Below are 24,065 nucleotides of genomic sequence, written 5' to 3'. Positions count from 1 at the left end.
CGCAGGCCGGTTGATTGACCGCGAGACACGGTGGACTAAAGTGACGCGAAGCGGGAGGCGACGCACTCCCTGCTGGATCGACTTACCCGCGCGGCCCGTACGCACGGCCCGGCCTCCTCCCGCTCCCGGTCGGCTGACGCCTCCGGCGCCGGCAGGCCTCCCCTTCACGAGCGGGCGGGGACCCGGCGGTGCGTGCGGCCGCGCCGCACAGGAGAGGCCCTCGGAATGAATGGGCGCGAAGCGCTTCCGCAGAAGGGTGGTGGCGGGCGACGGGAGGGCCACAGTCGACACGTCCCCGTGATGCTCCAGCGGTGCCTGGACCTGCTGGCGCCCGCCCTGGAGCGGCCGGGAGCGGTGGTCGTCGACTGCACCCTCGGGCTCGGTGGCCACAGCGAGGCCCTGCTGACCAGGTTCCCCGAGGCCCGGCTCGTCGCCCTCGACCGCGACAAGGAGGCCCTGCGCCTGTCCGGCGAGCGGCTGGCGCCCTACGGGGACCGGGCCACGCTGGTCCACGCCGTGTACGACGAGCTGCCCGACGTGCTCGACCGGCTCGGCGTCCCGCGCGTCCAGGGCGTGCTGTTCGACCTCGGTGTCTCCTCCATGCAGCTCGACGAGGCCGACCGCGGCTTCGCCTACGCCCAGGACGCCCCGCTGGACATGCGCATGGACCAGACGACCGGCCTGAGCGCCGCCGAGGTCCTCAACACCTACCCGGCCGGCGAACTCGTGCGGATCCTGCGCGCTTACGGCGAGGAGAAGCAGGCCAAACGGATCGTCTCCGCCATCGTCCGCGAGCGCGAGAAGGAGCCGTTCAGCAACAGCGCGCGGCTGGTGGAACTGATCCGCGACGCCCTGCCGCAGGCCGCCAAGCGCACCGGCGGCAACCCGGCCAAGCGCACCTTCCAGGCCCTGCGCATCGAGGTCAACGGCGAACTCGCCGTGCTGGAGCGGGCCGTCCCGGGCGCGGTGAAAGCCCTCGCGGTGGGCGGCCGGATCGCCGTCCTGTCGTACCACTCGCTCGAGGACCGCCTGGTCAAGCAGGTGTTCGCGGCCGGCGCCGCCACCACCGCGCCGCCCGGCCTGCCGGTCGTCCCCGAGCGCTACCAGCCGCGGCTCAAGCTGCTCACGCGCGGTGCCGAACTTCCCACCGAGGAAGAGATCGCCGAGAACCGCCGCGCCGCTCCGGCACGGCTGCGCGGGGCCGAGCGCATCAGGGAGGACGTCGAGTGAGCGAGCCGGGTCGGTCGGTTCCCCGGACTCACCGGAGGGCAAGTGAGTAGGAAACCGGAACTGAGGGGGCGGGCGGCCCGGCTCGCACAGCTTTTCCCGGCCGGCCCGGGACAGGCGGCGCGCACCCCGTTCGTGCTCCTCGTCGTCCTGCTCCTCGGCGGCGGCCTCATCGGTCTGCTCGTGCTGAACTCCGCGCTCAGCGAGGGATCGTTCAAGCTCGACGACCTGGAGAAGCAGACCAAGAACCTCACCGACCAGCAACAGGCCCTCCAACGGGACATCGACGCCTACTCCGCCCCCGACGCCCTCCAGCGCCGCGCCCGTGAACTCGGCATGGTGCCCGGCGGAGACCCGGCGTTCCTCGATCCCGACGGCACCGTCAAGGGCGTCCCCAGCCCGGCCGCCGCGGACGTGTCCGCCGATCCCGCCCTCCTGCTGCCGGCCGACCCCACCGCCGCGTCCGCCTCCGGCTCCCCGCCCCCCGCGACGACCCGGCCCCCGGCACAGGCCCAGCCCGCCCCCCAGTCCCCGGCCTCGGTACCGGCAGTCCTCCAGCCCGCCTCGACCTCGACCCCCGGCAGGTGACGGAAGTGTCCGACAGGGAACCCCCGCGCCGCCGCGTGCCCGGTCCCGTGAAGCCGCCCGGCCCCCGCAAGGCCGGTGGCGTGAGCGGGGCGGGGCGTCCGGGACCCGGCGCCCGTCCGGTCCGCCGCCCGCCCCGGGCCGGCCGGCCCAAGCCGCCGGCCCCGCACACCATCCGGCTCGGCAGCCCGCGCCCCCGCCTGCGCATGATGAGCCTCGCGCTCACCCTGGTGCTGACCGCCTTCGTCGTACGCCTGCTCCAGGTGCAGGGCGTCGAGGCGAGCGCGTACACCGCCAAGGCCGAGCAGAACCGCTACGTCGTGCACACCCTGGCCGCCGAGCGCGGCGGGATCACCGACCGCAACGGGGTGGCCCTGGCGATCAGCGAGGACGCCTACGACATCACGGCCGACCCCACGATGTTCACCCGCAAGCAGCTGAAGATCGGCGACGGTCCGGAACAGGCGGCCGCCCTGCTGGCCCCGATCCTCGGCCAGGACCAGGCCGACCTGGTGCGCAAGCTGCGGCCCGCGAACAAGAACCTGCGCTATGTGAAGCTGGCGAGCCGTCAGACCCCGGAGGTCTGGAACCAGATCAAGGACATCAGGTCCGCGCTCACCGACAAGGCGGCCGAGGACCACTCCACCGTCAACGTCCTCGCCGGCGTCTTCTCCGACCCCAGCAGCAAGCGCGTGTACCCCAACGGCGACCTGGCCGCCGGGATACTGGGCTGGGTCAATGCCGACGGCAAGGGTGGCGGAGGCGTCGAGCAGCAGCTGAACGAGGCGCTCACCGGCAAGGACGGCAAGGTCCGCTACGCCCAGTCCGGCGGCCGCCAGATCCCCACCGCGGGCTCCACCGAGACGCCCGCCGTGCCCGGCGCCGACGTCGAGCTCACCATCGACCGCGACATCCAGTGGGCCGCCCAGAACGCCATCACCGAGCAGGTGAAGAAGTCCGGGGCCGACCGCGGCTACGTGATCGTCCAGGACACCCGCACCGGCGAGATCCTGGCCATGGCCAACGCTCCCGGTTTCGACCCCAACGACCTGGCGAAGGCCGACGGCGCAGCGATGGGCAACGCGGCCGTCCAGGACGTCTACGAGCCCGGCTCCACCGCCAAGATCATGTCGATGGCGGCCATCCTGGAGGAGAACGCCGCCACCCCGCTGACCCACGTCGTCGTGCCCAACCGGCTGCACCGCGGCGACCGGCTCTTCTCGGACGACATGGACCACCCGACCTGGTACCTCACGCTCAACGGCGTACTGGCCAGGTCCAGCAACATCGGCACCATCCTGGCCACCGGCCAGCTCGGCAGGACCCAGCCGCAGGCCAACAAGGTCCTCTACTCCTATCTGCGCAAATTCGGCATCGGCGGCGCCACCGGACTCGGCTTCCCCGGCGAGACCAAGGGCATCCTGGCCCCGGCCGGCACGTGGTCGACGTCGCAGCAGTACACGATTCCCTTCGGCCAGGGCTTCTCCCTCAGCGCCATGCAGGCCGCCTCCGTCTACTCGACCATCGCCAACGGCGGCGTCCGCGTCCAGCCGACCCTGGTGCGCGGCGAGAAGGGCGCCGACGGCCGCTTCACCCCCGCGCAGAAGCCCAAGAAGAGCCGGGTGATCAGCGAGAAGACCGCCAAGACCCTTGCCCGGATGCTGGAGTCGGTCGTGGACGACGAGCACGGCACCGGCATCAGGGCCCGGATCCCGGGGTACCGGGTGGCCGGCAAGACCGGCACGGCCAACCGTGTCGATCCGGCCACCGGAAGGTACCGCGGCTACACCTCGTCGTTCGCCGGATTCGCACCCGCGGACAACCCGCGCATCACCGTCTACTGCGCGATCCAGAACGCCACTAAGGGCAGCTACTTCGGCGGTCAGATCTGCGGCCCGATCTACAAGCAGGTGATGGAGTTCGCGCTCAAGACCCTGCAGGTCCCGCCGACCGGAGCCAAGCCCGCGAACCTGCCCGTCGACTTCAAGCCCTGATCAGGAACGATTCCCGTGAAACCGATCACTCCCGGCCCCGGGAGCCCCGATGCCTCCCCGCCCTCGCCCGCCCGTCTCCCGTCACCGCCCTCGCCGGACCGCGCTGCGCGCGGGCTCCCCTTTGGCTCCGGAGCGGGTACGCCCGGTACGCTCACCGCCGTGCCACACGCTGATCAGTCCCAAACCACCCAGAAGGGCGCTTCCGTGACCTATCCGGGACCGCCGCGACCGGTTCAGGTCTCCGCCACACCCCTCGCGGAGCTCGCCGATCAGCTGGGTGTCGAACGCCCGGAGAGCGCCGCGCGGGTCACGGGCATCACCCACGACTCGCGCGCCGTCCGCCCCGGCGACCTGTACGCCGCCCGACCCGGCGAGCGCGTGCACGGCGCCGACTTCGTCACCCAGGCCGCCGGCCTGGGCGCAGTCGCGGTCCTGACCGACCCGACCGGCGCCGAGCGCGCCGCGGCGACCGGACTGCCGGTCCTGGTCGTGGACGACCCGCGGGCGTGCACGGGCGAACTGGCGGCCACGATCTACGGCCACCCCGGCCGGGACCTGCTCCAGATCGGCATCACCGGCACCTCCGGCAAGACCACCACCGCCTACCTCGTCGAGGGCGGTCTGAAGACGGTGCGGTCCACCGGGCTGATCGGCACGGTCGAGATGCGCATCGGCGACGAACGCATCAAGTCCGAGCGCACCACCCCCGAGGCCACCGACCTCCAGGCACTGTTCGCGGTGATGCGCGAGCGGGGTGTCGAGGCGGTCGCCATGGAGGTCTCCAGCCACGCCCTGGTCCTCGGCCGGGTCGACGGCTGCGTGTTCGACATCGCCGTCTTCACCAACCTCAGCCCGGAGCACATGGAGTTCCACTCCGGCATGGAGGACTACTTCCAGGCCAAGGCGCAGCTCTTCACGCCGGAACGCAGCAGGCTCGGCGTGGTCAACGCCGACGACGAGTACGGCCGCCGGCTCGTCCGGGAGGCGACCGTCCCGGTGGTCACCTTCTCCGCCGAGGGCCACCCCGACGCCGACTGGCGCGCCGAGGACGTCCAGGTCGGCCCGCTGGACTCGACGTTCACCGTGCTCGGCCCGAACGGCGAGCGGATCGCCGCCAGGTCGCCGCTGCCGGGGCCCTTCAACGTGGCGAACACCCTCGCCGCCGTCGTCGCCCTCGCCGCCGCCGGCCTGGACCCGCAGGCCGCCGCCGACGGCATCGCCGCCGTGCCGGGCGTGCCGGGCCGTCTGGAACGGGTGGACGCCGGACAGCCGTACCTGGCGGTCGTCGACTACGCCCACAAGACCGACGCGGTCGAGTCGGTGCTCAAGGCCCTGCGCAAGGTCACCAAGGGCCAGTTGCACGTCGTCCTCGGCTGCGGCGGCGACCGGGACACCACCAAACGCGCCCCGATGGGCGCCGCCGTCGCCCGGCTCTCCGACACCGCCGTACTCACCTCCGACAACCCCCGCTCCGAGGACCCGCTCGCGATCCTGGCCACCATGCTCCAGGGCGCGGCCTCCGTGCCCGCGCACCAGCGCGGCGAGGTGCTGCTCTTCGAGGACCGAGCCGCCGCGATCGCCGCCGCCGTCGGCCGGGCGCGGCCCGGGGACACCGTGCTGGTCGCCGGCAAGGGCCACGAGCAGGGCCAGGACATCGCCGGCGTGATCCGTCCCTTCGACGACCGCCAGGTGCTTCGCGAAGCTATCCAGAAGACCCAGGGATGAACTTGTGATCGCCCTCTCCCTCGCCGAGATCGCAGCAGTCGTCGGCGGGCAGACGCACGACATACCGGATCCATCCGTCCAGGTCACCGGGCCAGTGGTCCGGGACTCCAGGGAGGCGGTCCCGGGCAGCCTGTTCGTCGCCTTCGTCGGCGAGCGCGTCGACGGCCACGACTTCGCCGCGCAGGTCGTGGCCGCGGGCTCGGTCGCCGTCCTGGCGTCCCGGCCCGTCGGGGTGCCCTCGATCGTCGTCGAGGACGTGCAGACCGCCCTCGGCGCCCTCGCCCGGCACGTCGTACGCCGGCTCGGCGCGACCCTCGTCGCCCTCACCGGCTCCGCGGGCAAGACCAGCACCAAGGACCTCATCGCCCAGGTGCTCCGGCGCAAGGCGCCGACGGTGTTCACCCCGGGCTCGCTCAACAACGAGATCGGGCTGCCCCTGACCGCCCTGTCCGCCACCGAGGAGACGCGCTTCCTGGTGCTGGAGATGGGCGCCCGGGGCATCGGCCACATCCGCTACCTCACCGAGCTCACCCCGCCGCGGATCGGCCTCGTACTCAACGTCGGCACCGCCCACATCGGCGAGTTCGGCGGCCGTGAGCAGATCGCGCAGGCCAAGGGCGAACTCGTCGAGGCCCTGCCCGCCGCCGGGGACGGCGGGGTCGCGGTCCTCAACGCCGACGATCCGTTGGTCCGGGCCATGGCCTCCCGTACCCAGGCGAAGGTGATCCTTTTCGGAGAGTCGGCCGAAGCGGACGTACGGGCCGAGAACGTGCGACTCACGGACAGCGGACAGCCCGCATTCAGGCTTCACACACCCTCCGGTGCAAGCGATGTGACCATGCGCCTGTACGGTGAGCATCACGTGTCGAACGCGCTCGCCGCGGCCGCCGTCGCCCATGAGCTGGGCATGTCCGCGGAAGAGATCGCCACCGCGCTCTCCGAGGCGGGCTCCCTCTCCCGCTGGCGCATGGAGGTCACCGAGCGCCCGGACGGCGTGACCATCGTCAACGACGCCTACAACGCCAACCCCGAGTCCATGCGGGCCGCGCTGCGCGCGCTCGCGGCCATGGGCCAGGGGCGGCGGACCTGGGCGGTGCTCGGCAAGATGGCCGAGCTCGGGGACGAGGCGCTTGCCGAGCACGACGCGGTCGGACGGCTCGCCGTCCGGCTCAACGTCAGCAAGCTCGTCGCGGTCGGGGGGATCGAAGCCTCCTGGTTGCAACTGGGCGCATATAACGAGGGTTCGTGGGGTGAGGAGTCGGTGCACGTGTCCGACGCACAGGCGGCGGTCGACCTGTTGCGCAGCGAGTTGCGCCCGGGGGACGTCGTGCTCGTGAAGGCGTCCCGTTCGGTGGGGCTGGAGGGCGTTGCCCAGGCACTGCTCGAGGCCGGTGCCGAGGGTGAGGTTGCCGCCCGATGATGAAGCAGATCCTGTTCGCAGGTGTCATTGGCCTCTTCCTGACCCTGATCGGCACCCCGCTGCTGATCAAGCTGCTGGCCCGCAAGGGCTACGGCCAGTACATCCGCGACGACGGCCCGCGCGAGCACGCCAGCAAGCGCGGTACGCCGACCATGGGTGGTATCGCGTTCATCCTGGCGACGATCGCCGCGTACTTCCTGTCGAAGCTGATCACCGGGTACCCGCCCACCTACTCGGGTCTGCTGGTCCTCGGCCTGATGTTCGGCATGGGCCTGGTGGGCTTCCTCGACGACTACATCAAGATCGTCAAGCGGCGTTCCCTGGGCCTGCGGGCCAAGGCGAAGATGGCGGGCCAGCTGCTCGGCGGCATCGCCTTCGCCGTGCTCTCGCTCCAGTTCTCCGACTCCCGCGGCAACACCCCGGCCTCCACCAAGCTGTCGTTCATCACCGACTTCGGCTGGTCGATCGGCCCGGTGCTGTTCGTGGTCTGGGCGCTGTTCATGATCCTCGCGATGTCGAACGGCGTGAACCTCACCGACGGTCTGGACGGTCTGGCCACCGGCGCCTCCGTGCTCGTCTTCGGCGCGTACACGTTCATCGGCGTGTGGCAGTTCCAGGAGTCCTGCGCCAACGCGACGACGCTGACCAACCCGGGCGCCTGCTACGAGGTGCGCGACCCGCTCGACCTGGCGGTGGTCTCCTCCGCGCTGATGGGCGCCTGCCTGGGCTTCCTGTGGTGGAACACCTCACCGGCGAAGATCTTCATGGGTGACACCGGCTCGCTCGCCCTCGGCGGTGTGCTCGCGGGTCTGGCCATCTGCTCCCGCACGGAGCTGCTGCTGGCCATCCTGGGCGGCCTGTTCGTCCTCATCACCATGTCGGTGGTCATCCAGGTCGGCTCCTTCCGGCTGACCGGCAAGCGCGTCTTCCGGATGGCGCCACTCCAGCACCACTTCGAACTCAAGGGCTGGTCCGAAGTCCTTGTGGTGGTCCGATTCTGGATCATCCAGGGCATCTGTGTGATTGTCGGATTGGGCCTCTTCTACGCGGGATGGGCAGCGGACAAGTGACCGACTCCTCGGAGCCCTTCGACTGGCAGGGCAAGAACGTCACCGTCGCCGGACTCGGCGTCTCCGGCGTGCCGGCGGCCAAGGTGCTGCACGGGCTCGGCGCGGTCGTGACCGTCGTCAACGACGGCGACGACGACCGTGCGCGGGCCCAGGCGGCCGAGCTGGAGGCGCTCGGTGTCACCGTGCGCCTCGGCGACGGCGATTCCCTGCCCGAGGGCACCGAGCTGATCGTCACCGCGCCCGGCTGGAAGCCGGACAAGCCGCTGTTCAGCGCCGCCGGGCAGGCCGGCGTCCCCGTCTGGGGCGACGTCGAGCTGGCCTGGCGGCTGCGCGGACGGGACGGCAGGAAGGCCGCCCCCTGGCTCGCCGTCACCGGCACCAACGGCAAGACCACCACCGTCCGGATGCTCGCCTCCATCCTGAAGGCGGCGGGCCTGCGCACGGCGGCCGTCGGCAACATCGGCGTCTCGCTGCTGGACGCCGTGCTCGGCGACGAGGAGTACGACGTCCTCGCCGTGGAGCTGTCCAGCTACCAGCTGCACTGGGCGCCCTCCCTGCGCGCGCACTCGGCCGCGGTGCTGAACCTCGCCCCCGACCACCTCGACTGGCACGGCTCCATGGAGGCCTACGCCGCCGACAAGGGCCGCGTCTACGAGGGCAACCAGGTCGCCTGCGTCTACAACGTCGCCGACAAGCTCACCGAGGACCTGGTGCGCGAGGCGGACGTCGAGGAGGGCTGCCGGGCCATCGGCTTCACCCTCGGCACCCCCGCGCCCTCCCAACTCGGCGTGGTGGACGGGATCCTGGTCGACCGTGCCTTCGTCGAGAACCGGCAGAAGAACGCCCAGGAGCTCGCCGAGGTATCCGACGTCGACCCGCCCGCACCGCACAACATCGCCAACGCCCTTGCCGCGGCCGCCCTCGCGCGCGCCTACGGTGTGCCTCCGCAGGCCGTACGGGACGGCCTGCGGGCCTTCACCCCGGACGCCCACCGCATCGCGAAGGTGGCGGAGTGGGAGGGCGTGACCTGGGTCGACGACTCGAAGGCCACCAACACCCACGCGGCGGAGGCCTCGTTGGCGTCGTACGAGTCGATCGTGTGGATCGCGGGCGGCCTGGCGAAGGGCGCCACCTTCGACGAACTGGTCGCCAAGTCGGCAAAGCGACTTCGCGCCGCCGTCCTCATCGGCGCGGACCGCGCCCTGATCCGCGACGCCCTCGCGCGACACGCCCCGGAAGTACCCGTCGTCGACCTCGACCGGACCGACACTGGGGCGATGCTCCAGGCGGTGACGGAAGCCAAGCGGCTGGCGGTCGCCGGCGACACGGTGTTGCTGGCGCCGGCCTGTGCCTCGATGGACATGTTCACCAACTACAACCAGCGCGGTGACGCGTTCGCGGCGGCGGTCCGCGAACTCGGCGCGGGCGCCTGACGACGGGTCCCGTCTCCAGCGGGCTTCGGGGCCCCAGGAGGGACGCGTGACTCGGATGCGGCCGAAGGTCGGGAGGAGCCGGTGATGTCCGGTAGCCGTACGGGCCGTCCTCCGGTGCAGCGAGCCGTCAGACGGCCCCCGTCCCCCCGGCCGCCCCGTGACAACCCGGTACGACGGCTCTGCACGCGCGCGCGGAAGGCCTGGGACCGGCCGCTGACCGCCTACTACCTGATCCTCGGTGGCAGCGTGCTGATCACCGTGCTGGGGCTGGTGATGGTCTACTCGGCCTCCCAGATCACCGCTCTCCAGCTGTCGCTGCCGGGGTCGTACTTCTTCCGCAAGCAGTTCCTGGCCGCGGCCATCGGCGGCGGGCTGATGTTCGCCGCCTCCCGGATGCCGGTGAAGCTGCACCGGGCGCTGGCCTACCCGATCCTCGCGGGCGCCGTCTTCCTGATGGCCCTGGTCCAGGTGCCGGGGATAGGGATGTCGGTCAACGGCAACCAGAACTGGATCTCACTGGGCGGCTCCTTCCAGATCCAGCCCAGCGAGTTCGGCAAGCTCGCACTGGTGCTGTGGGGCGCCGACCTGATCGCGCGCAAGCACGACAGGAAGCTGCTCACCCAGTGGAAGCACATGCTGGTGCCGCTCGTGCCGGTCGCCTTCCTGCTGCTCGGGCTGATCATGCTCGGCGGCGACATGGGCACCGCGATCATCCTCACCGCGATCCTCTTCGGGCTGCTGTGGCTGGCGGGGGCGCCGACCCGGCTGTTCGTCGGCGTCCTGTCGATCGCCGGCCTGATCGGTGTGGTCCTGATCAAGACCAGCCCCAACCGGATGGCCCGCCTCGCCTGCATCGGCGCCACCGAGCCCCGCTCCGGGGTCGCGGACTGCTGGCAGGCCGTGCACGGGATCTACGCCCTCGCCAGCGGCGGGCTCTTCGGTTCCGGGCTGGGCGCGAGTGTGGAAAAATGGGGCCAACTCCCCGAAGCCCACACCGACTTCATCTTCGCCGTCACCGGTGAGGAACTGGGCCTGGCGGGGACGCTGTCGGTGCTCGCCCTCTTCGCGGCTCTAGGCTATGCGGGTATCCGCGTGGCCGGACGCACGGAGGATCCCTTCGTGAGGTACGCCGCGGGAGGCGTGACCACCTGGATCACCGCCCAGGCAGTGATCAACATCGGTGCGGTGCTCGGTCTGCTGCCGATCGCCGGCGTCCCCCTCCCGCTGTTCTCCTACGGAGGGTCCGCCCTGCTGCCGACCATGTTCGCCATCGGGCTGCTGATCGCCTTCGCGCGCGACGAGCCCGCTGCGCGGGCGGCGCTTGCGATGCGGCAACCCCGCTTTGGTAGAAAGCGGGGGGCTGGGGGTTCCGCGTTCGATCGGGGGCCCCGGAGATGGAACACGATGCGACGGCGCGCCTCGGCGGCGCGTTCGTCCGGAGAGCGGTGAATTTCGGTGCATGTCGTACTCGCCGGTGGGGGGACCGCCGGCCACATCGAGCCCGCGCTCGCCCTCGCGGACGCCCTGCGCAGGCAGGACCCGACCGTGGGGATCACGGCCCTGGGCACGGAGCGGGGACTGGAGACCCGGCTCGTTCCGGAGCGCGGCTACGAACTCGCCCTGATCCCGGCGGTGCCGCTGCCCCGCAAGCCCACCCCCGAGCTGATCACCGTTCCGGGCCGGCTGCGCGGCACGATCAAGGCCGCCGAGCAGATCCTGGAGCGCACCAAGGCGGACTGCGTCGTCGGCTTCGGCGGTTACGTCGCGCTGCCCGGCTATCTGGCCGCCAAGCGCCTCGGCGTGCCCATCGTGATCCACGAGGCGAACGCCCGCCCCGGCCTGGCCAACAAGATCGGCTCGCGGTACGCCGCCCGGGTCGCCGTCTCCACGCCCGACAGCAAGCTGCGCGACTCCCGCTACATCGGCATCCCGCTGCGCCGCTCCATCGCCACCCTGGACCGCGCGGCGGTCCGTCCGGAGGCCCGCGCGCGCTTCGGTCTCGACCCGAACCTGCCCACGCTGCTCGTCTCCGGCGGCTCGCAGGGCGCCCGCCGCCTCAACGAGGTGGTCCAGCAGGTCGCCCCCTGGCTCCAGCAGGCCGGCATCCAGATCCTGCACGCGGTCGGCCCGAAGAACGAACTGCCGCAGGTGCACCAGATGCCGGGGATGCCCCCCTACATCCCGGTAAGTTACCTGGACCGGATGGACCTCGCGTACGCCGCGGCCGACATGATGCTCTGCCGCGCGGGCGCGATGACCGTCGCCGAACTCTCCGCCGTCGGGCTCCCGGCCGCCTACGTCCCGCTGCCCATCGGCAACGGCGAACAGCGGCTGAACGCCCAGCCGGTGGTCAAGGCCGGCGGCGGCCTCCTGGTCGACGACGCGGAACTGACACCCGAGTGGGTGCAGCAGAACGTCCTGCCCGTGCTCGCCGACCCGCACCGGCTGTACGAGATGTCCCGTGCCGCCGGTGAGTTCGGCCGCCGGGACGCCGACGACCTGCTCGTCGGGATGGTGTACGAGGCGATCGCCTCTCGCCGATAGGACGATATGCACGGAGGGCAGTGAGCGTGGCCGGACCGACGACCGCCGAGCGCGGTGATCGCCAGCAGAAGTCGTCCGGCCCGCCGCCGGGAAGGCGGTGGGGGAGGCTCCACCTTCCCCGACTGCGCGGAGTCGTCGTCCTGGCCGCCGCCCTCGTGCTCCTCGTCTCCGGCGTGGTCTGGCTGCTGTACGGCTCCACGTGGCTGCGGGTGGAGCGCGTCTCGGTGGCCGGGACCGTGGTCCTGACGCCCGCACAGGTCCGCGAGGCCGCCCGCGTGCCGGTCGGGGAGCCGCTGATCTCCGTCGACACGGACGCCATCGAGGCCCGGCTGCACCGGAGACTGCCCCGGATCGACACGGTCCGGGTGGTCCGGTCCTGGCCTCATGGAATCGGTCTGAAAGTCGTCGAACGCGTCCCGGTGCTCCTCATGCGAAAAGGCGGGAATTTCATCGAAGTGGACGACGAAGGTGTCCGCTTCGCCACGGTTTCGCAGGCTCCGAACGGCGTTCCGACCCTGGAATTGGATCCTTCCCGCTCCGGTTCCGCCGCCGCGAGCCTGCGCCGCTTCCCGGAGGCCCGTCTGGTGCGGGAGGCCGTGGGGGTGGCCGGTGACATTCCGGCCATCATCGCGCGCGAGACGCGGGTCGTCAGGGTCCGTTCCCACGACGACATCTCGCTGGAGCTGACCGGCGGGCGCACGGTGCAGTGGGGCAGCGAGGAGAACGGCCGCGCCAAGGCCCGTGCCCTCAACGCTCTCATGAAAGCAGCCGCGCGTGCACGGCACTTCGACGTCAGCGTCCCCACCGCGCCCGCGTCATCAGGGAGTTGACGCACATCCGCGCAGGCCAGCACCCTGGTTGGGCACCGCTATGCCTGATCACATAGGGTGAAAAGAAAAACGGGAGGTTCGGCGTGTTCGTTGAACGGGCGCCACTTGTCGACTTAGTGTCCTGTTCAGAAGACTTCAAGGAACAGGCACACTGGTAACCCTAAACTTCAGGGTTAGGGTTCGGGTCGGCACTACGGACCGTCCCATTCGGCATCAGTCGTCGGACCGCGGGGAACCGCGAGCCGGCGACACGTAACTCGAGGCGAGAGGCCTTCGACGTGGCAGCACCGCAGAACTACCTCGCAGTCATCAAAGTCATCGGTGTCGGCGGCGGTGGTGTCAATGCCATCAACCGGATGATCGAGGTCGGTCTCAAGGGCGTCGAGTTCATCGCCATCAACACCGACGCACAGGCGCTGTTGATGAGCGACGCCGACGTCAAGCTCGACGTCGGCCGCGAACTCACCCGCGGACTCGGCGCCGGAGCCAACCCGGCCGTCGGCCGCAAGGCCGCCGAGGATCACCGCGAGGAGATCGAGGAGGTCCTCAAGGGGGCCGACATGGTCTTCGTGACGGCCGGTGAAGGCGGCGGCACCGGCACCGGCGGCGCGCCGGTCGTGGCCAACATCGCCCGCTCCCTGGGCGCCCTCACCATCGGCGTGGTCACCCGCCCGTTCACCTTCGAGGGGCGGCGCCGCGCCAACCAGGCCGAGGACGGCATCGCGGAACTGCGCGAAGAGGTCGACACCCTCATCGTGATCCCCAACGACCGGCTGCTGTCCATCTCGGACCGCCAGGTCTCGGTCCTGGACGCCTTCAAGTCGGCCGACCAGGTCCTGCTCTCCGGTGTCCAGGGCATCACCGACCTCATCACCACCCCCGGTCTCATCAACCTCGACTTCGCCGACGTCAAGTCGGTCATGTCCGAGGCGGGTTCGGCCCTCATGGGCATCGGCTCGGCCCGCGGCGACGACCGCGCGGTGGCCGCCGCCGAGATGGCGATCTCCTCGCCGCTCCTCGAGGCCTCCATCGATGGCGCCCGGGGTGTCCTGCTCTCCATCTCCGGCGGTTCCGACCTCGGCCTGTTCGAGATCAACGAGGCCGCCCAGCTCGTGAGCGAGGCCGCCCACCCCGAGGCCAACATCATCTTCGGCGCGGTGATCGACGACGCCCTCGGCGACGAGGTCCGGGTCACGGTCATCGCGGCCGGCTTCGACGGGGGCCAGCCGCCGGCCCGCCGGGACACCGTCCTGGGGTCGTCCTCGGCCCCGGCGCGCCGCGAGGAGCCGGCCCCGGTACGGCAGCCCGAGAGCCGCCCGTCCTTCGGTTCGCTCGGCAGCGTCACGCCGAAGGAGGAGCCGGAGCCCGCCGCTCCGGAGCCGGTGGCCGAGATCCCGGTCACGCCGCAGGTTCCGCCGCCGCCGCGGACCTACTCGGACAGCGCCGCCGAGGAGCTGGACGTACCGGACTTCCTCAAGTGATGCTCCTGACGTGATAGGACGGCACGACATCGTGAACGGCGCGCACTTCGCCTTCACCGACCGGTGGGGCGGGGTGAGCGCCGTTCCGTACGAGGAGCTCAACCTCGGCGGCGCGGTCGGCGACGACCCCGACGCCGTGCGGAACAACCGCGGCCTGGCCGCGAAGTCCCTGGGCCTGGACCCGGCCCGGGTGGTCTGGATGAACCAGGTGCACGGGGCGGACGTGGCCGTGGTCGACGGGCCCTGGGGCGCGGGGGACCCGGTGCCCGGGGTCGACGCGATCGTCACGGCACGGCGGGGGCTCGCCCTCGCGGTGCTCACCGCCGACTGCACCCCGGTGCTGCTGGCCGACCCGGTCGCCGGGATCGCCGCCGCGGTCCACGCGGGCCGGCCGGGCATGGTCGCCGGGGTCGTCCCCGCCGCCGTGCGGGCCATGGCCGAACTCGGTGCCGTGCCGGACCGGATCATCGCCCGCACCGGGCCGGCCGTCTGCGGCCGGTGCTACGAGGTGCCGGAGGCGATGCGTGCCGAGGTGGCCGCCGTGGAGCCGGCGGCGTACGCCGAGACGAGTTGGGGCACTCCGGCGGTCGACGTGAGCGCCGGAGTGCACGCGCAGCTCGAGCGCCTCGGGGTGCGCGACCGGGAGCAGTCGCCGGTGTGCACGCTCGAATCGCGCGATCACTTCTCGTACCGCCGCGACCGCACCACCGGGCGGCTCGCGGGCTATGTGTGGTGGGACTGATCGGACATGACGGACCGCAAGGAAGAACTCGCCACCAACCTGGCGAAGGTCGAGGAGCGCATCATCGCCGCCTGCGCCGCCGCCGGACGCAAGCGGGAGGAGGTGACCCTGATCGTGGTCACCAAGACCTACCCGGCGAGCGATGTGCGGATCCTGTCGGGGCTCGGGGTGCGCCACGTCGCCGAGAATCGCGACCAGGACGCGGCCCCCAAGGCCGCTGCCTGCTCGGATCTGCCGCTTTCCTGGCACTTCGTCGGCCAGTTGCAGACCAACAAGGTGCGATCCGTGGTCGGTTATGCCGATGTCGTGCAGTCCGTCGACCGTGCCAAGCTCGTCACGGCTCTGTCGAGGGAGGCCGCCCGGGCCGGGCGCGAGGTGGGGTGCCTCATCCAGGTCGCGCTCGACGCGGGCGAGAGCGCCAGGGGCGAGCGCGGTGGCGTGGCGCCCGGCGGAATCGAAGAGTTGGCCGGCCTCGTCGCCGGCGCTCCCGGGCTGCGGCTCGACGGGCTGATGACCGTCGCGCCGCTCACCGGGGAGTACGCGGGCCGTCAACGGGCCGCGTTCGAGCGGATGATGGATTTGTCGACCGACCTGCGCCGAGCCCATCCGGCTGCGAACATGGTGTCCGCGGGGATGAGTGCGGACCTCGAGGACGCCGTGGCCGCCGGAGCGACACATGTACGCATCGGCACTGCGGTACTCGGAGTACGCCCCAGGCTCGGGTAACGTCGCCAAGAAGTCGGACCACAGCAGAAAATATGGTCAATGTCGCCTCAAGGCGACAGAACGACCTCGTGGATCGCGGGCACTTGGCGGTCGTCAGCGGATCCACCACAGAGCGGAGGACTCAGAGCATGGCCGGCGCGATGCGCAAGATGGCGGTCTACCTCGGCCTCGTGGAGGACGATGGGTATGACGGCCGCGGTTTCGACCCCGACGACGACTTCGAGCCCGAGCTGGACCCGGAGCCCGAGCGGGACCACCGACGGCACGAGCCGTCACACCAGTCGCATCAGTCCCAAAGGGATGAATCGGTACGAGTCGTGCAGCCTCCCGCGCCGCGCGACCCGGTTCCTCATGCCGCTTCGCTCCCCGCGGAATCGGGACGCCCGGCGCGGATCGCGCCCGTGGCGTCCATCACACAAGAACGTCAGTCCCTGGAGAAGAACGCACCGGTGATCATGCCCAAGGTCGTGTCGGAACGAGAGCCTTACCGGATCACCACGCTTCACCCCCGGACCTACAACGAGGCCCGTACCATCGGGGAACACTTCCGTGAGGGCACGCCGGTGATCATGAATCTGACTGAGATGGACGACACAGACGCGAAGCGACTTGTCGACTTTGCGGCCGGTTTGGTGTTTGGTCTTCACGGCAGCATCGAGCGGGTGACGCAGAAGGTGTTCCTGTTGTCTCCTGCTAACGTCGATGTCACGGCGGAGGACAAGGCCCGCATCGCAGAGGGCGGGTTCTTCAACCAGAGCTGAGAAGTACGACCGGAACGAAGCACGAAGCAGGGGAGAGGGAAGCACAATCCATGAGCGTGTTCGCGCAGGTGATCTACATCGCGCTGATGGTGTTCCTCATCGTGCTCATCTTCCGGCTGGTCATGGACTATGTCTTCCAGTTCGCCCGCTCGTGGCAACCCGGCAAGGCCATGGTGGTCGTACTGGAGGCCACCTACACTGTCACCGATCCACCGCTGAAGCTTCTGCGGCGGTTCATCCCGCCGCTGCGTCTCGGGGGCGTGGCGCTCGACCTGTCCTTCTTCGTACTGATGATCATCGTCTACATCCTGATCTCCATCGTGGGAAATCTGGTGGGGTGAACTGTGGACGATACGGTCTTGCCGACTGCCGATGACTACGTTGAGGTGAAGAGATGCCGTTGACCCCCGAGGACGTGCGGAACAAGCAGTTCACGACCGTCCGCCTCCGAGAAGGCTATGACGAGGACGAGGTCGATGCCTTCCTCGACGAGGTCGAAGCCGAACTGACCCGTCTGCTGCGCGAGAACGAGGACCTGCGCGCCAAGCTGGCCGCCGCCACGCGCGCGGCCGCGCAGAACCAGCAGAACATGCGCAAGCCCCCGGAGCAGGACCAGCAGCAGGGCATGCCTCAGGGCGGCATGCAGCAGGGCGGGATGCAGCAGGGCATGCCTCAGGGCGGCATGCCTCAGGGCGGCATGCCTCAGGGCGGGATGCAGCAGGGCGGGATGCCGCAGCAGGGCATGCGAGGTCCCGGCGCTCCGGTGCCCGCCGGGATATCGGGCCCGCCGCAGCAGCAGATGGGCGGCCCCATGGGTGGCCCGCCCCAGCTGCCGAGCGGTGCCCCGCAGCTGCCCGCCGGCCCCGGCGGTCAGGGTCCGGGTCCGCAGGGTCCCGGTCCGATGGGCCAGGGTCCGATGGGCCAGGGTCCGATGGGTGGTCAGCCCCCCATGCAGCAGCAGATGGGCGGTCCGATGGGCGGCCCCATGGGCGGTCCGATGGGCGGCCCCGGTCAGGGCCCTGGTGGCGACAGCGCCGCCCGAGTCCTCTCGCTGGCTCAGCAGACCGCCGACCAGGCGATCGCAGAGGCCCGCTCCGAGGCCAACAAGATCGTCGGCGAGGCCCGCAGCCGCGCCGAGGGTCTCGAGCGTGACGCGCGCGCCAAGGCCGACGCGCTCGAGCGGGACGCGCAGGAGAAGCACCGCGTCGCCATGGGCTCCCTGGAGTCCGCGCGCGCCACGCTGGAGCGCAAGGTCGAGGACCTGCGTGGCTTCGAGCGCGAGTACCGCACGCGCCTGAAGTCGTACCTCGAGTCCCAGCTGCGCCAGCTGGAGACCCAGGCCGACGACTCGCTGGCCCCGCCGCGCACCCCGGCCACGGCCTCCCTCCCGCCGTCCCCGGCGCCCTCCATGGCTCCGGCCGGCGCGAGCGCCCCGTCCTACGGCGGCAACCAGCCCATGGGCGGTGCGCCGAGCCCCGCTGCCCCGTCCTACGGCGGCCAGCAGCAGATGACCCCGGCGATGACCCAGCCGATGGCCCCGGTCCGGCCGCAGGGTCCGTCGCCGATGGGCCAGGCTCCCTCGCCCATGCGCGGGTTCCTGATCGACGAGGACGACAACTGAGGGCCGGCACGGTCAGTAGTACGCCGTAGGCGTCGGCAGCGTTCAGGGCGGGGCCCCGGACTTCGGTCCGGGGCCCCGCCCTTTTTACGCGTGTTGACGCCGAAGGCCCGGCCCCCTTCCGGGGACCGGGCCTTCGTGATGCCGCTGCCTAGGCCTTGCGCAGGCGGAAGGCGAGGGACAGGCCCTCGTCGGTGAACGGCTCGCCGTAGGAGCCGTCCGCCTCGCCCTGCTCGAAGTCCGTGGCCAGGACCTCGTCGGCGATCAGGGGCGCGTGTTCGGTCAGGGCCGCGACGACCGCCGGGTCCGTGGCGGTCCAGCGCAGCGCGATGCGGTCGGCCACGTCGAGGCCGCTGTTCTTGCGGGCCTCCTGGATCAGCCGGATCGCGTCACGGGCCAGGCCCGCCTGCCGCAGCTCCTCGGTGATCTCCAGGTCGAGCGCCACCGTGGCGCCGGAGTCGGAGGCCACCGACCAGCCCTCGCGCGGGGTTTCGGTGATGATCACCTCGTCGGGGGCGAGGGTGATCGTCTCCCCGTCGACCTCCACCGAAGCGGTGCCCTCGCGCAGCGCCAGGGAGAGCGCGGGGGCGTCGGCCGCGGCGATCGCCTTCGCCACCTCCTGGACGCGCTTGCCGAACCGCTTGCCCAGCGCGCGGAAGTTGGCCTTCGCCGTCGTGTCGACCAGCGAGCCGCCGACCTCGCTCAGCGAGGCGAGCGCCTCGACGTTCAGCTCTTCGGTGATCTGCGCGTGCAGCTCGGTGTCGAGGGCGTCGAAGCCGGTCGCCGCGACGAGAGCGCGCTTCAGCGGCTGGCGTGTCTTCACGCCCGACTCCGCGCGCGTGGCGCGGCCCAGCTCCACCAGCCGGCGGACCAGGACCATCTGCCTGGACAGCTCCGGGTCGATGGCCGACAGGTCCGCCTCGGGCCAGGAGGCCAGATGGACGGACTCGGAAGCGCCGGGGGAGACCGGCACCACCAGGTCCTGCCAGACCCGCTCGGTGATGAACGGTGTCAGCGGGGCCATCAGCTTGGTGACCGTCTCGACGACCTCGTGCAGGGTGCGCAGCGCCGCCTTGTCGCCCTGCCAGAAGCGCCGGCGGGAGCGGCGGACGTACCAGTTCGACAGATCGTCGACGAACGCCGACAGCAGCTTGCCGGCCCGCTGGGTGTCGTACGCCTCCAGGGACTGCGTGACCTGGTCGACCAGCGCGTGCAGCTCGGACAGCAGCCAGCGGTCCAGCAGGGGCCGGTCGGCCGGGGCCGGGTCGGCCGCACCGGGCGCCCACTGCGAGGTCCGGGCGTACAGCGCCTGGAAGGCCACCGTGTTCCAGTAGGTCAGCAGCGTCTTGCGGACGACCTCCTGGATGGTGCCGTGACCGACGCGCCGCGCCGCCCACGGGGACCCGCCCGCCGCCATGAACCAGCGCACCGCGTCCGCGCCGTGCTGGTCCATGAGCGGGATCGGCTGGAGGATGTTGCCCAGGTGCTTGGACATCTTGCGGCCGTCCTCGGCCAGGATGTGCCCGAGGCAGACGACGTTCTCGTACGACGACTTGTCGAACACCAGCGTGCCGACCGCCATCAGCGTGTAGAACCAGCCGCGGGTCTGGTCGATCGCCTCGGAGATGAACTGGGCCGGGTACCGGCTCTCGAACAGCTCCTTGTTCTTGTACGGGTAGCCCCACTGCGCGAACGGCATGGAGCCCGAGTCGTACCAGGCGTCGATGACCTCCGGTACGCGCGTGGCCGTCTTTCCGCAGCCCTCGTGCGGGCAGGCGAAGGCGACCTCGTCGATGTACGGGCGGTGCGGGTCGAGCCCCGACTGGTCGGTGCCGGTCAGCTCCGTCAGCTCCGCGCGGGAGCCGACGCAGGTGAGGTGGTCGTCCTCGCAGCGCCAGATCGGCAGCGGGGTGCCCCAGTAGCGGTTGCGGGACAGCGCCCAGTCGATGTTGTTGTTCAGCCAGTCGCCGAACCGGCCGTGCTTGACCGTCTCCGGGTACCAGTTGGTCTTCTCGTTCTCCTGGATCAGGCGGTCCTTGATCGCCGTGGTGCGGATGTACCAGGAGGGCTGCGCGTAGTACAGCAGCGCGGTGTGGCAGCGCCAGCAGTGCGGGTAGCTGTGCTCGTACGGCAGGTGCTTGAAGAGCAGGCCGCGCTGCTGGAGGTCCTCGGTGAGTTTTTCGTCGGCCTTCTTGAAGAAGACGCCGCCGACCAGCGGGACGTCCGCCTCGAAGGTGCCGTCGGGGCGGACCGGGTTCACGACCGGCAGGCCGTAGGCGCGGCAGACCTTGAGGTCGTCCTCACCGAAGGCGGGGGACTGGTGGACCAGACCCGTACCGTCCTCGGTGGTGACGTACTCGGCGTTCACGACGAAGTGCGCCGGCTCCGTGAACTCCACCAGTTCGAACGGGCGCCGGTACGTCCAGCGCTCCATCTCGGCGCCGGTGAAGGTCTCGCCGGTGGTCTCCCAGCCCTCGCCGAGCGCCTTGGCGACGAGCGGCTCGGCGACGACGAGCTTCTCCGTGCCGTCGGTGGCGACGACGTACCTGACCTCCGGGTGGACGGCGACCGCCGTGTTGGACACCAGCGTCCAGGGGGTCGTCGTCCACACCAGGAGCGCGGCCTCGCCGGCGAGCGGACCGGAGGTGAGCGGGAAACGGACGTACACGGACGGGTCCACGACCGTCTCGTAGCCCTGCGCCAGCTCGTGGTCGGACAGGCCGGTGCCGCAGCGGGGGCACCAGGGGGCGACGCGGTGGTCCTGGACCAGCAGACCCTTGCCGAAGATCTCCTTCAGTGACCACCAGACCGACTCCACGTACTCGGGGTCCATGGTCCGGTAGGCGTCGTCCAGGTCGACCCAGTAGCCCATGCGGGTCGTCAGCTCGGCGAAAGCGTCGGTGTGCCGGGTCACGGACTCGCGGCACTTGGCGTTGAACTCGGCGATGCCGTACGCCTCGATGTCCTGCTTGCCGGAGAAGCCCAGCTCCTTCTCGACCGCCAGCTCCACCGGGAGGCCGTGGCAGTCCCAGCCGGCCTTGCGGGCCACGTGGTAGCCGCGCATGGTGCGGAAGCGGGGGAAGACGTCCTTGAAGACGCGGGCCTCGATGTGGTGGGCGCCGGGCATGCCGTTGGCTGTGGGCGGGCCCTCGTAGAACACCCACTCCGGGCGGCCCTCGGACTGCTCCAGACTCTTGGCGAAGATCTTCTGCTCGCGCCAGAAGTCGAGCACCGCGTGCTCGAGCGCGGGCAGGTCGACCTGGGCGGGTACCTGGCGGTACGTCGGCGCTGTCATCAGCGAGCTTCCTCCAACGGACTTGCTGCCTTCCGTCGGAGGGACGAGAGCCGTATGTGCTACGTGCGCCGTGTGCGGCGCGCTCCCGCGGTACCACCCTCCTTGGCTCCCCGAGCGCCGTATCCGCCGGTGAGCCCCCTCATTGGGGTCGCGAAGCCGGTTCTACCGACCGCTGCTGCGGCTTTCTTCCGGCGGCTCCGGGGTGATCTTCACGACGCGCTCGCCCCCGGGCTCCCACCGTCCCCGGGTCGCTCTGCGCTGCGTACGCCGCTACTCGTCCCCATCCACGCTTCTCGCTCCGCCCAGTGTACGGCGCGCCGGGGACAGCGGCAGACCGATTTCGGGTGCGGGGAGGTGGGTGACGGGGAATGGGGAATATGTCCTGAATGTGACCCTAATGGCGAGGTACGCGTGTTCGGATCCTGGGATGCCCTGCTTGGCGGATTACCCGGCGGGGAGCTGGGCACAACGCATGCAGGCTTGTCGCGCGGGGGGCGCGGGGCGGGCGAATCGCGCGGCGTGCCCCGTTGCCGCGGGACTCCAGTCGATTTATCGTCCCAGCACGATTCGCGAGCAAGATCACAATATGTGAAGGGGCCGCGGCCATGGTGGCGAAGAAGACCGCCGTACAGCAGTCGGCGGCGCCCGGCAGGGCCAGGGGAGCGGTCGCGGGCGCCTCGGGTGGGACGAAGGCCTCCGCCGGTGCGGCCGCGGCCAGGAAGCGCGCGGGCGGGGCGGGGAAGAAGCCGGCCGCCGGGAACGCCGTCGCGGACGGCGGCGCGGTGGACGAGGAGACTGCCACGGCGAAGACCACTGCCAGGAAGGCCGCCGCCGGCAAGGCGGTGGCCCAGGAGACCGGTGCCGGGAAGCCGAAGGCCAAGGGGACCGCGGGCGGCAGGCCGTCGGCCAAGGGGCCCGGCACCGCGGGAGCGGCGGCCAGGGCCGGTTCCGGGAAGACCGCGCCCCCGGCCGGGGAGCCCGTCCCGCGCAAGGCCGCGGGCAGGACGAAGGGGACCGGCAAGACGACGGCCCGGAAGACGGACGCCGGGGAGACCCCGGCGAAAGGAGCGGACGGCAGGACTTCCCGGGCCGGAACGACGGGCGGTGGGGAGGCCGTGTCGGAGGAGGCCGGTGCCGGGGGCCGTCATGCGGAGCGAGCGGGTGGGAAGGCCTCCCGGGGCGGGGCGCCGGGTGGTGGGGAGGCCGGCGTCGAGCAGCGGCGCGGTGGGAGGGCCGGACCCGTGGCGCCGGGTGGCGGGGAACCCGGGGCCGGTGCGGGAAGGGGCGGTGCCGCGGAAGCGGGTGCCGCGGGGACGGCAGGGCAGCAGGCGGGCACCGAGGAGGCGGTGGCCGGGAAGAGTTCGTCCAAGAAGGCGGGCGCGGCGCGGGCCGCGAAGCAGACGGGAGCCACGACAGTGGTTGCGAAGAAGACTCCTGGCACGGCCACGACGGCGCAGACCGCCGTTCCCAAGGCACGCCTCGCCGCGGTGGACCCCGGCGATCTCGCGGTGCGCCCCGGTGAGGACCCATGGACCTCCGAGGAGGTCGAGGAGGCACGCGCCGAGCTGCAGTCCGAGGAGGCGCGGCTCGGCGCCGAGATCACCGCCTCGGAGCAGTCCCTCGTGGGGCTCATGCGGGACTCCGGGGACGGCGCCGGCGACGACCAGGCCGACACCGGCACCAAGAACATCACGCGCGAGCACGAGATGGCGCTGGCCGCCAACGCGCGCGAGATGCTGATCCAGACCGAGCGTGCCCTGGAACGGCTGGACGCGGGCACGTACGGTCTGTGCGAGAACTGCGGCAACCCCATCGGCAAGGCCCGCATGCAGGCCTTCCCGAGGGCCACCCTGTGCGTGGAGTGCAAGCAGAAGCAGGAACGCCGGTACTGAACCGGTGCCGACCGGCACGGGGGTCCAGCGGGGCGTGCCGTAGTCTCGTGTGCAGTCAGGTACCTAGGTCGAAGGACTGAAGTGGCAGAGGCGGAACACACCATCGGTACGCCGGACACCTCGGACGCCGCGGGAGCGGGCCCCGATGAGACCGCGGCGTCAGCGGCGTCAACGGCGACCGCGGCCGAGCGGCCCCGGGGACGGCGCCGGATCGCGGTGCTGTTCTCGGTGGCCGCCTTCGCCTACGCCCTCGACCTGGCCAGCAAGCTGATCGTGGTGGCGAAGCTGGAGCACCACGCGCCGGTCAAGGTGTTCGGGGAGTGGCTGGAGTTCACCGCCATCCGCAACGCGGGCGCGGCCTTCAGCTTCGGTCAGGCCTACACGGTCATCTTCACGGTCATCGCGGCGGCCGTGATCGTGGTGATCGTGCGCCTGGCCCGCAAGCTCTACAGCCTGCCCTGGGCGATCGCGCTGGGCCTGCTGCTGGGCGGCGCGCTGGGCAACCTCACCGACCGGGTCTTCCGCTCGCCGGGGATCTTCCAGGGCGAGGTCATCGACTTCATCGCGCCCAAGGGCTTCGCGGTGTTCAACCTGGCCGACTCGGCGATCGTCTGCGGCGGCGTCCTGATCGTGCTGCTGTCCTTCCGCGGCCTGGACCCGGACGGCACGGTCCACAAGGACTGAGCACCGGGGCACGGGCTCGTTCGGGGCCCTCGGACCCG

The 24,065-nt window shown here is 71.1% G+C and carries 19 protein-coding genes; 18 read left to right on the top strand and 1 reads right to left on the bottom strand.

The window, feature by feature from the left end:
• Positions 1–225 precede the first annotated feature (225 nt).
• The 16 genes from rsmH to ABZX30_RS26125 all read left to right on the top strand — a co-directional run bounded on the left by rsmH (position 226) and on the right by ABZX30_RS26125 (position 18,159).
• Complete coding sequence (gene rsmH, locus ABZX30_RS26200) at positions 226–1,230, top strand: 16S rRNA (cytosine(1402)-N(4))-methyltransferase RsmH (RefSeq protein WP_355937593.1); 1,005 nt, start codon at positions 226–228, stop codon at positions 1,228–1,230.
• A gap of 42 nt (positions 1,231–1,272) precedes the next feature.
• Positions 1,273–1,815, top strand: a complete 543-nt coding sequence (locus ABZX30_RS26195) for a septum formation initiator family protein (RefSeq protein ID WP_355937591.1) — start codon at positions 1,273–1,275, stop codon at positions 1,813–1,815.
• A gap of 5 nt (positions 1,816–1,820) precedes the next feature.
• Positions 1,821–3,806, top strand: a complete 1,986-nt coding sequence (locus ABZX30_RS26190) for a penicillin-binding protein 2 (protein ID WP_355937589.1) — start codon at positions 1,821–1,823, stop codon at positions 3,804–3,806.
• Between the two features lie 204 nt (positions 3,807–4,010).
• A complete protein-coding gene (locus ABZX30_RS26185) occupies positions 4,011–5,531 on the top strand; it encodes a UDP-N-acetylmuramoyl-L-alanyl-D-glutamate--2,6-diaminopimelate ligase (protein ID WP_355937587.1) in 1,521 nt (506 codons plus the stop codon).
• 4 nt (positions 5,532–5,535) lie between these two features.
• Positions 5,536–6,951 (top strand): UDP-N-acetylmuramoyl-tripeptide--D-alanyl-D-alanine ligase, encoded by a 1,416-nt coding sequence (gene murF / locus ABZX30_RS26180; protein ID WP_355937586.1) that lies wholly within the window; start codon positions 5,536–5,538, stop codon positions 6,949–6,951.
• Complete coding sequence (gene mraY, locus ABZX30_RS26175) at positions 6,951–8,021, top strand: phospho-N-acetylmuramoyl-pentapeptide-transferase (protein ID WP_355937605.1); 1,071 nt, start codon at positions 6,951–6,953, stop codon at positions 8,019–8,021. Before murF ends, mraY begins: the two co-directional genes overlap by 1 nt.
• Positions 8,003–9,454, top strand: coding sequence for a UDP-N-acetylmuramoyl-L-alanine--D-glutamate ligase (murD, locus tag ABZX30_RS26170; RefSeq protein ID WP_355937584.1), 1,452 nt, complete (start codon positions 8,003–8,005; stop codon positions 9,452–9,454). Before mraY ends, murD begins: the two co-directional genes overlap by 19 nt.
• 84 nt (positions 9,455–9,538) lie before the next feature.
• Positions 9,539–10,903: a putative lipid II flippase FtsW gene (ftsW, locus tag ABZX30_RS26165; RefSeq protein ID WP_355937582.1), complete on the top strand. Its 1,365-nt coding sequence runs from the start codon at positions 9,539–9,541 to the stop codon at positions 10,901–10,903.
• A 6-nt stretch (positions 10,904–10,909) separates the two neighbouring features.
• Complete coding sequence (murG, locus tag ABZX30_RS26160) at positions 10,910–11,998, top strand: undecaprenyldiphospho-muramoylpentapeptide beta-N-acetylglucosaminyltransferase (protein ID WP_355937580.1); 1,089 nt, start codon at positions 10,910–10,912, stop codon at positions 11,996–11,998.
• 26 nt (positions 11,999–12,024) lie between these two features.
• Entirely contained in the window at positions 12,025–12,828 is an 804-nt protein-coding gene (locus ABZX30_RS26155; RefSeq protein ID WP_355937578.1) for an FtsQ-type POTRA domain-containing protein, read from the top strand.
• A 278-nt stretch (positions 12,829–13,106) separates the two neighbouring features.
• A complete protein-coding gene (gene ftsZ / locus ABZX30_RS26150) occupies positions 13,107–14,309 on the top strand; it encodes a cell division protein FtsZ (RefSeq protein ID WP_355937576.1) in 1,203 nt (400 codons plus the stop codon).
• A gap of 10 nt (positions 14,310–14,319) precedes the next feature.
• On the top strand, positions 14,320–15,051 hold the full coding sequence (gene pgeF / locus ABZX30_RS26145) for a peptidoglycan editing factor PgeF (protein ID WP_355937574.1): 732 nt from the start codon (positions 14,320–14,322) through the stop codon (positions 15,049–15,051).
• Positions 15,052–15,057: 6 nt separating this feature from the next.
• Positions 15,058–15,777 carry a YggS family pyridoxal phosphate-dependent enzyme gene (locus ABZX30_RS26140; RefSeq protein ID WP_355937573.1) on the top strand — a complete coding sequence of 240 codons (720 nt, stop codon included), beginning with the start codon at positions 15,058–15,060 and terminating at the stop codon, positions 15,775–15,777.
• A 128-nt stretch (positions 15,778–15,905) separates the two neighbouring features.
• Positions 15,906–16,538: a cell division protein SepF gene (gene sepF, locus ABZX30_RS26135; RefSeq protein WP_132854347.1), complete on the top strand. Its 633-nt coding sequence runs from the start codon at positions 15,906–15,908 to the stop codon at positions 16,536–16,538.
• A 50-nt stretch (positions 16,539–16,588) separates the two neighbouring features.
• On the top strand, positions 16,589–16,879 hold the full coding sequence (locus tag ABZX30_RS26130) for a YggT family protein (RefSeq protein ID WP_132854348.1): 291 nt from the start codon (positions 16,589–16,591) through the stop codon (positions 16,877–16,879).
• 53 nt (positions 16,880–16,932) lie between these two features.
• The gene (locus tag ABZX30_RS26125) at positions 16,933–18,159 is read left to right on the top strand and encodes a DivIVA domain-containing protein (protein ID WP_355937571.1); all 1,227 of its coding nucleotides are present in this window, start codon (positions 16,933–16,935) and stop codon (positions 18,157–18,159) included.
• Between the two features lie 148 nt (positions 18,160–18,307).
• Here ABZX30_RS26125 and ileS read toward each other — a convergent pair whose 3' ends face one another.
• A complete protein-coding gene (ileS, locus tag ABZX30_RS26120) occupies positions 18,308–21,451 on the bottom strand; it encodes an isoleucine--tRNA ligase (RefSeq protein WP_355937569.1) in 3,144 nt (1,047 codons plus the stop codon).
• Between the two features lie 605 nt (positions 21,452–22,056).
• Between ileS and ABZX30_RS26115 the strand changes: the two genes are divergently transcribed.
• Positions 22,057–23,343, top strand: coding sequence for a TraR/DksA family transcriptional regulator (locus ABZX30_RS26115; RefSeq protein ID WP_355937567.1), 1,287 nt, complete (start codon positions 22,057–22,059; stop codon positions 23,341–23,343).
• An 81-nt stretch (positions 23,344–23,424) separates the two neighbouring features.
• Entirely contained in the window at positions 23,425–24,027 is a 603-nt protein-coding gene (gene lspA / locus ABZX30_RS26110; protein ID WP_355937565.1) for a signal peptidase II, read from the top strand.
• The last annotated feature ends 38 nt before the right edge of the window (positions 24,028–24,065 follow it).

This window comes from Streptomyces sp. NPDC004542, from assembly GCF_040610035.1.
Classification (GTDB): domain Bacteria; phylum Actinomycetota; class Actinomycetes; order Streptomycetales; family Streptomycetaceae; genus Streptomyces.
This window is presented reverse-complemented; position numbering and strand designations above follow the sequence as displayed.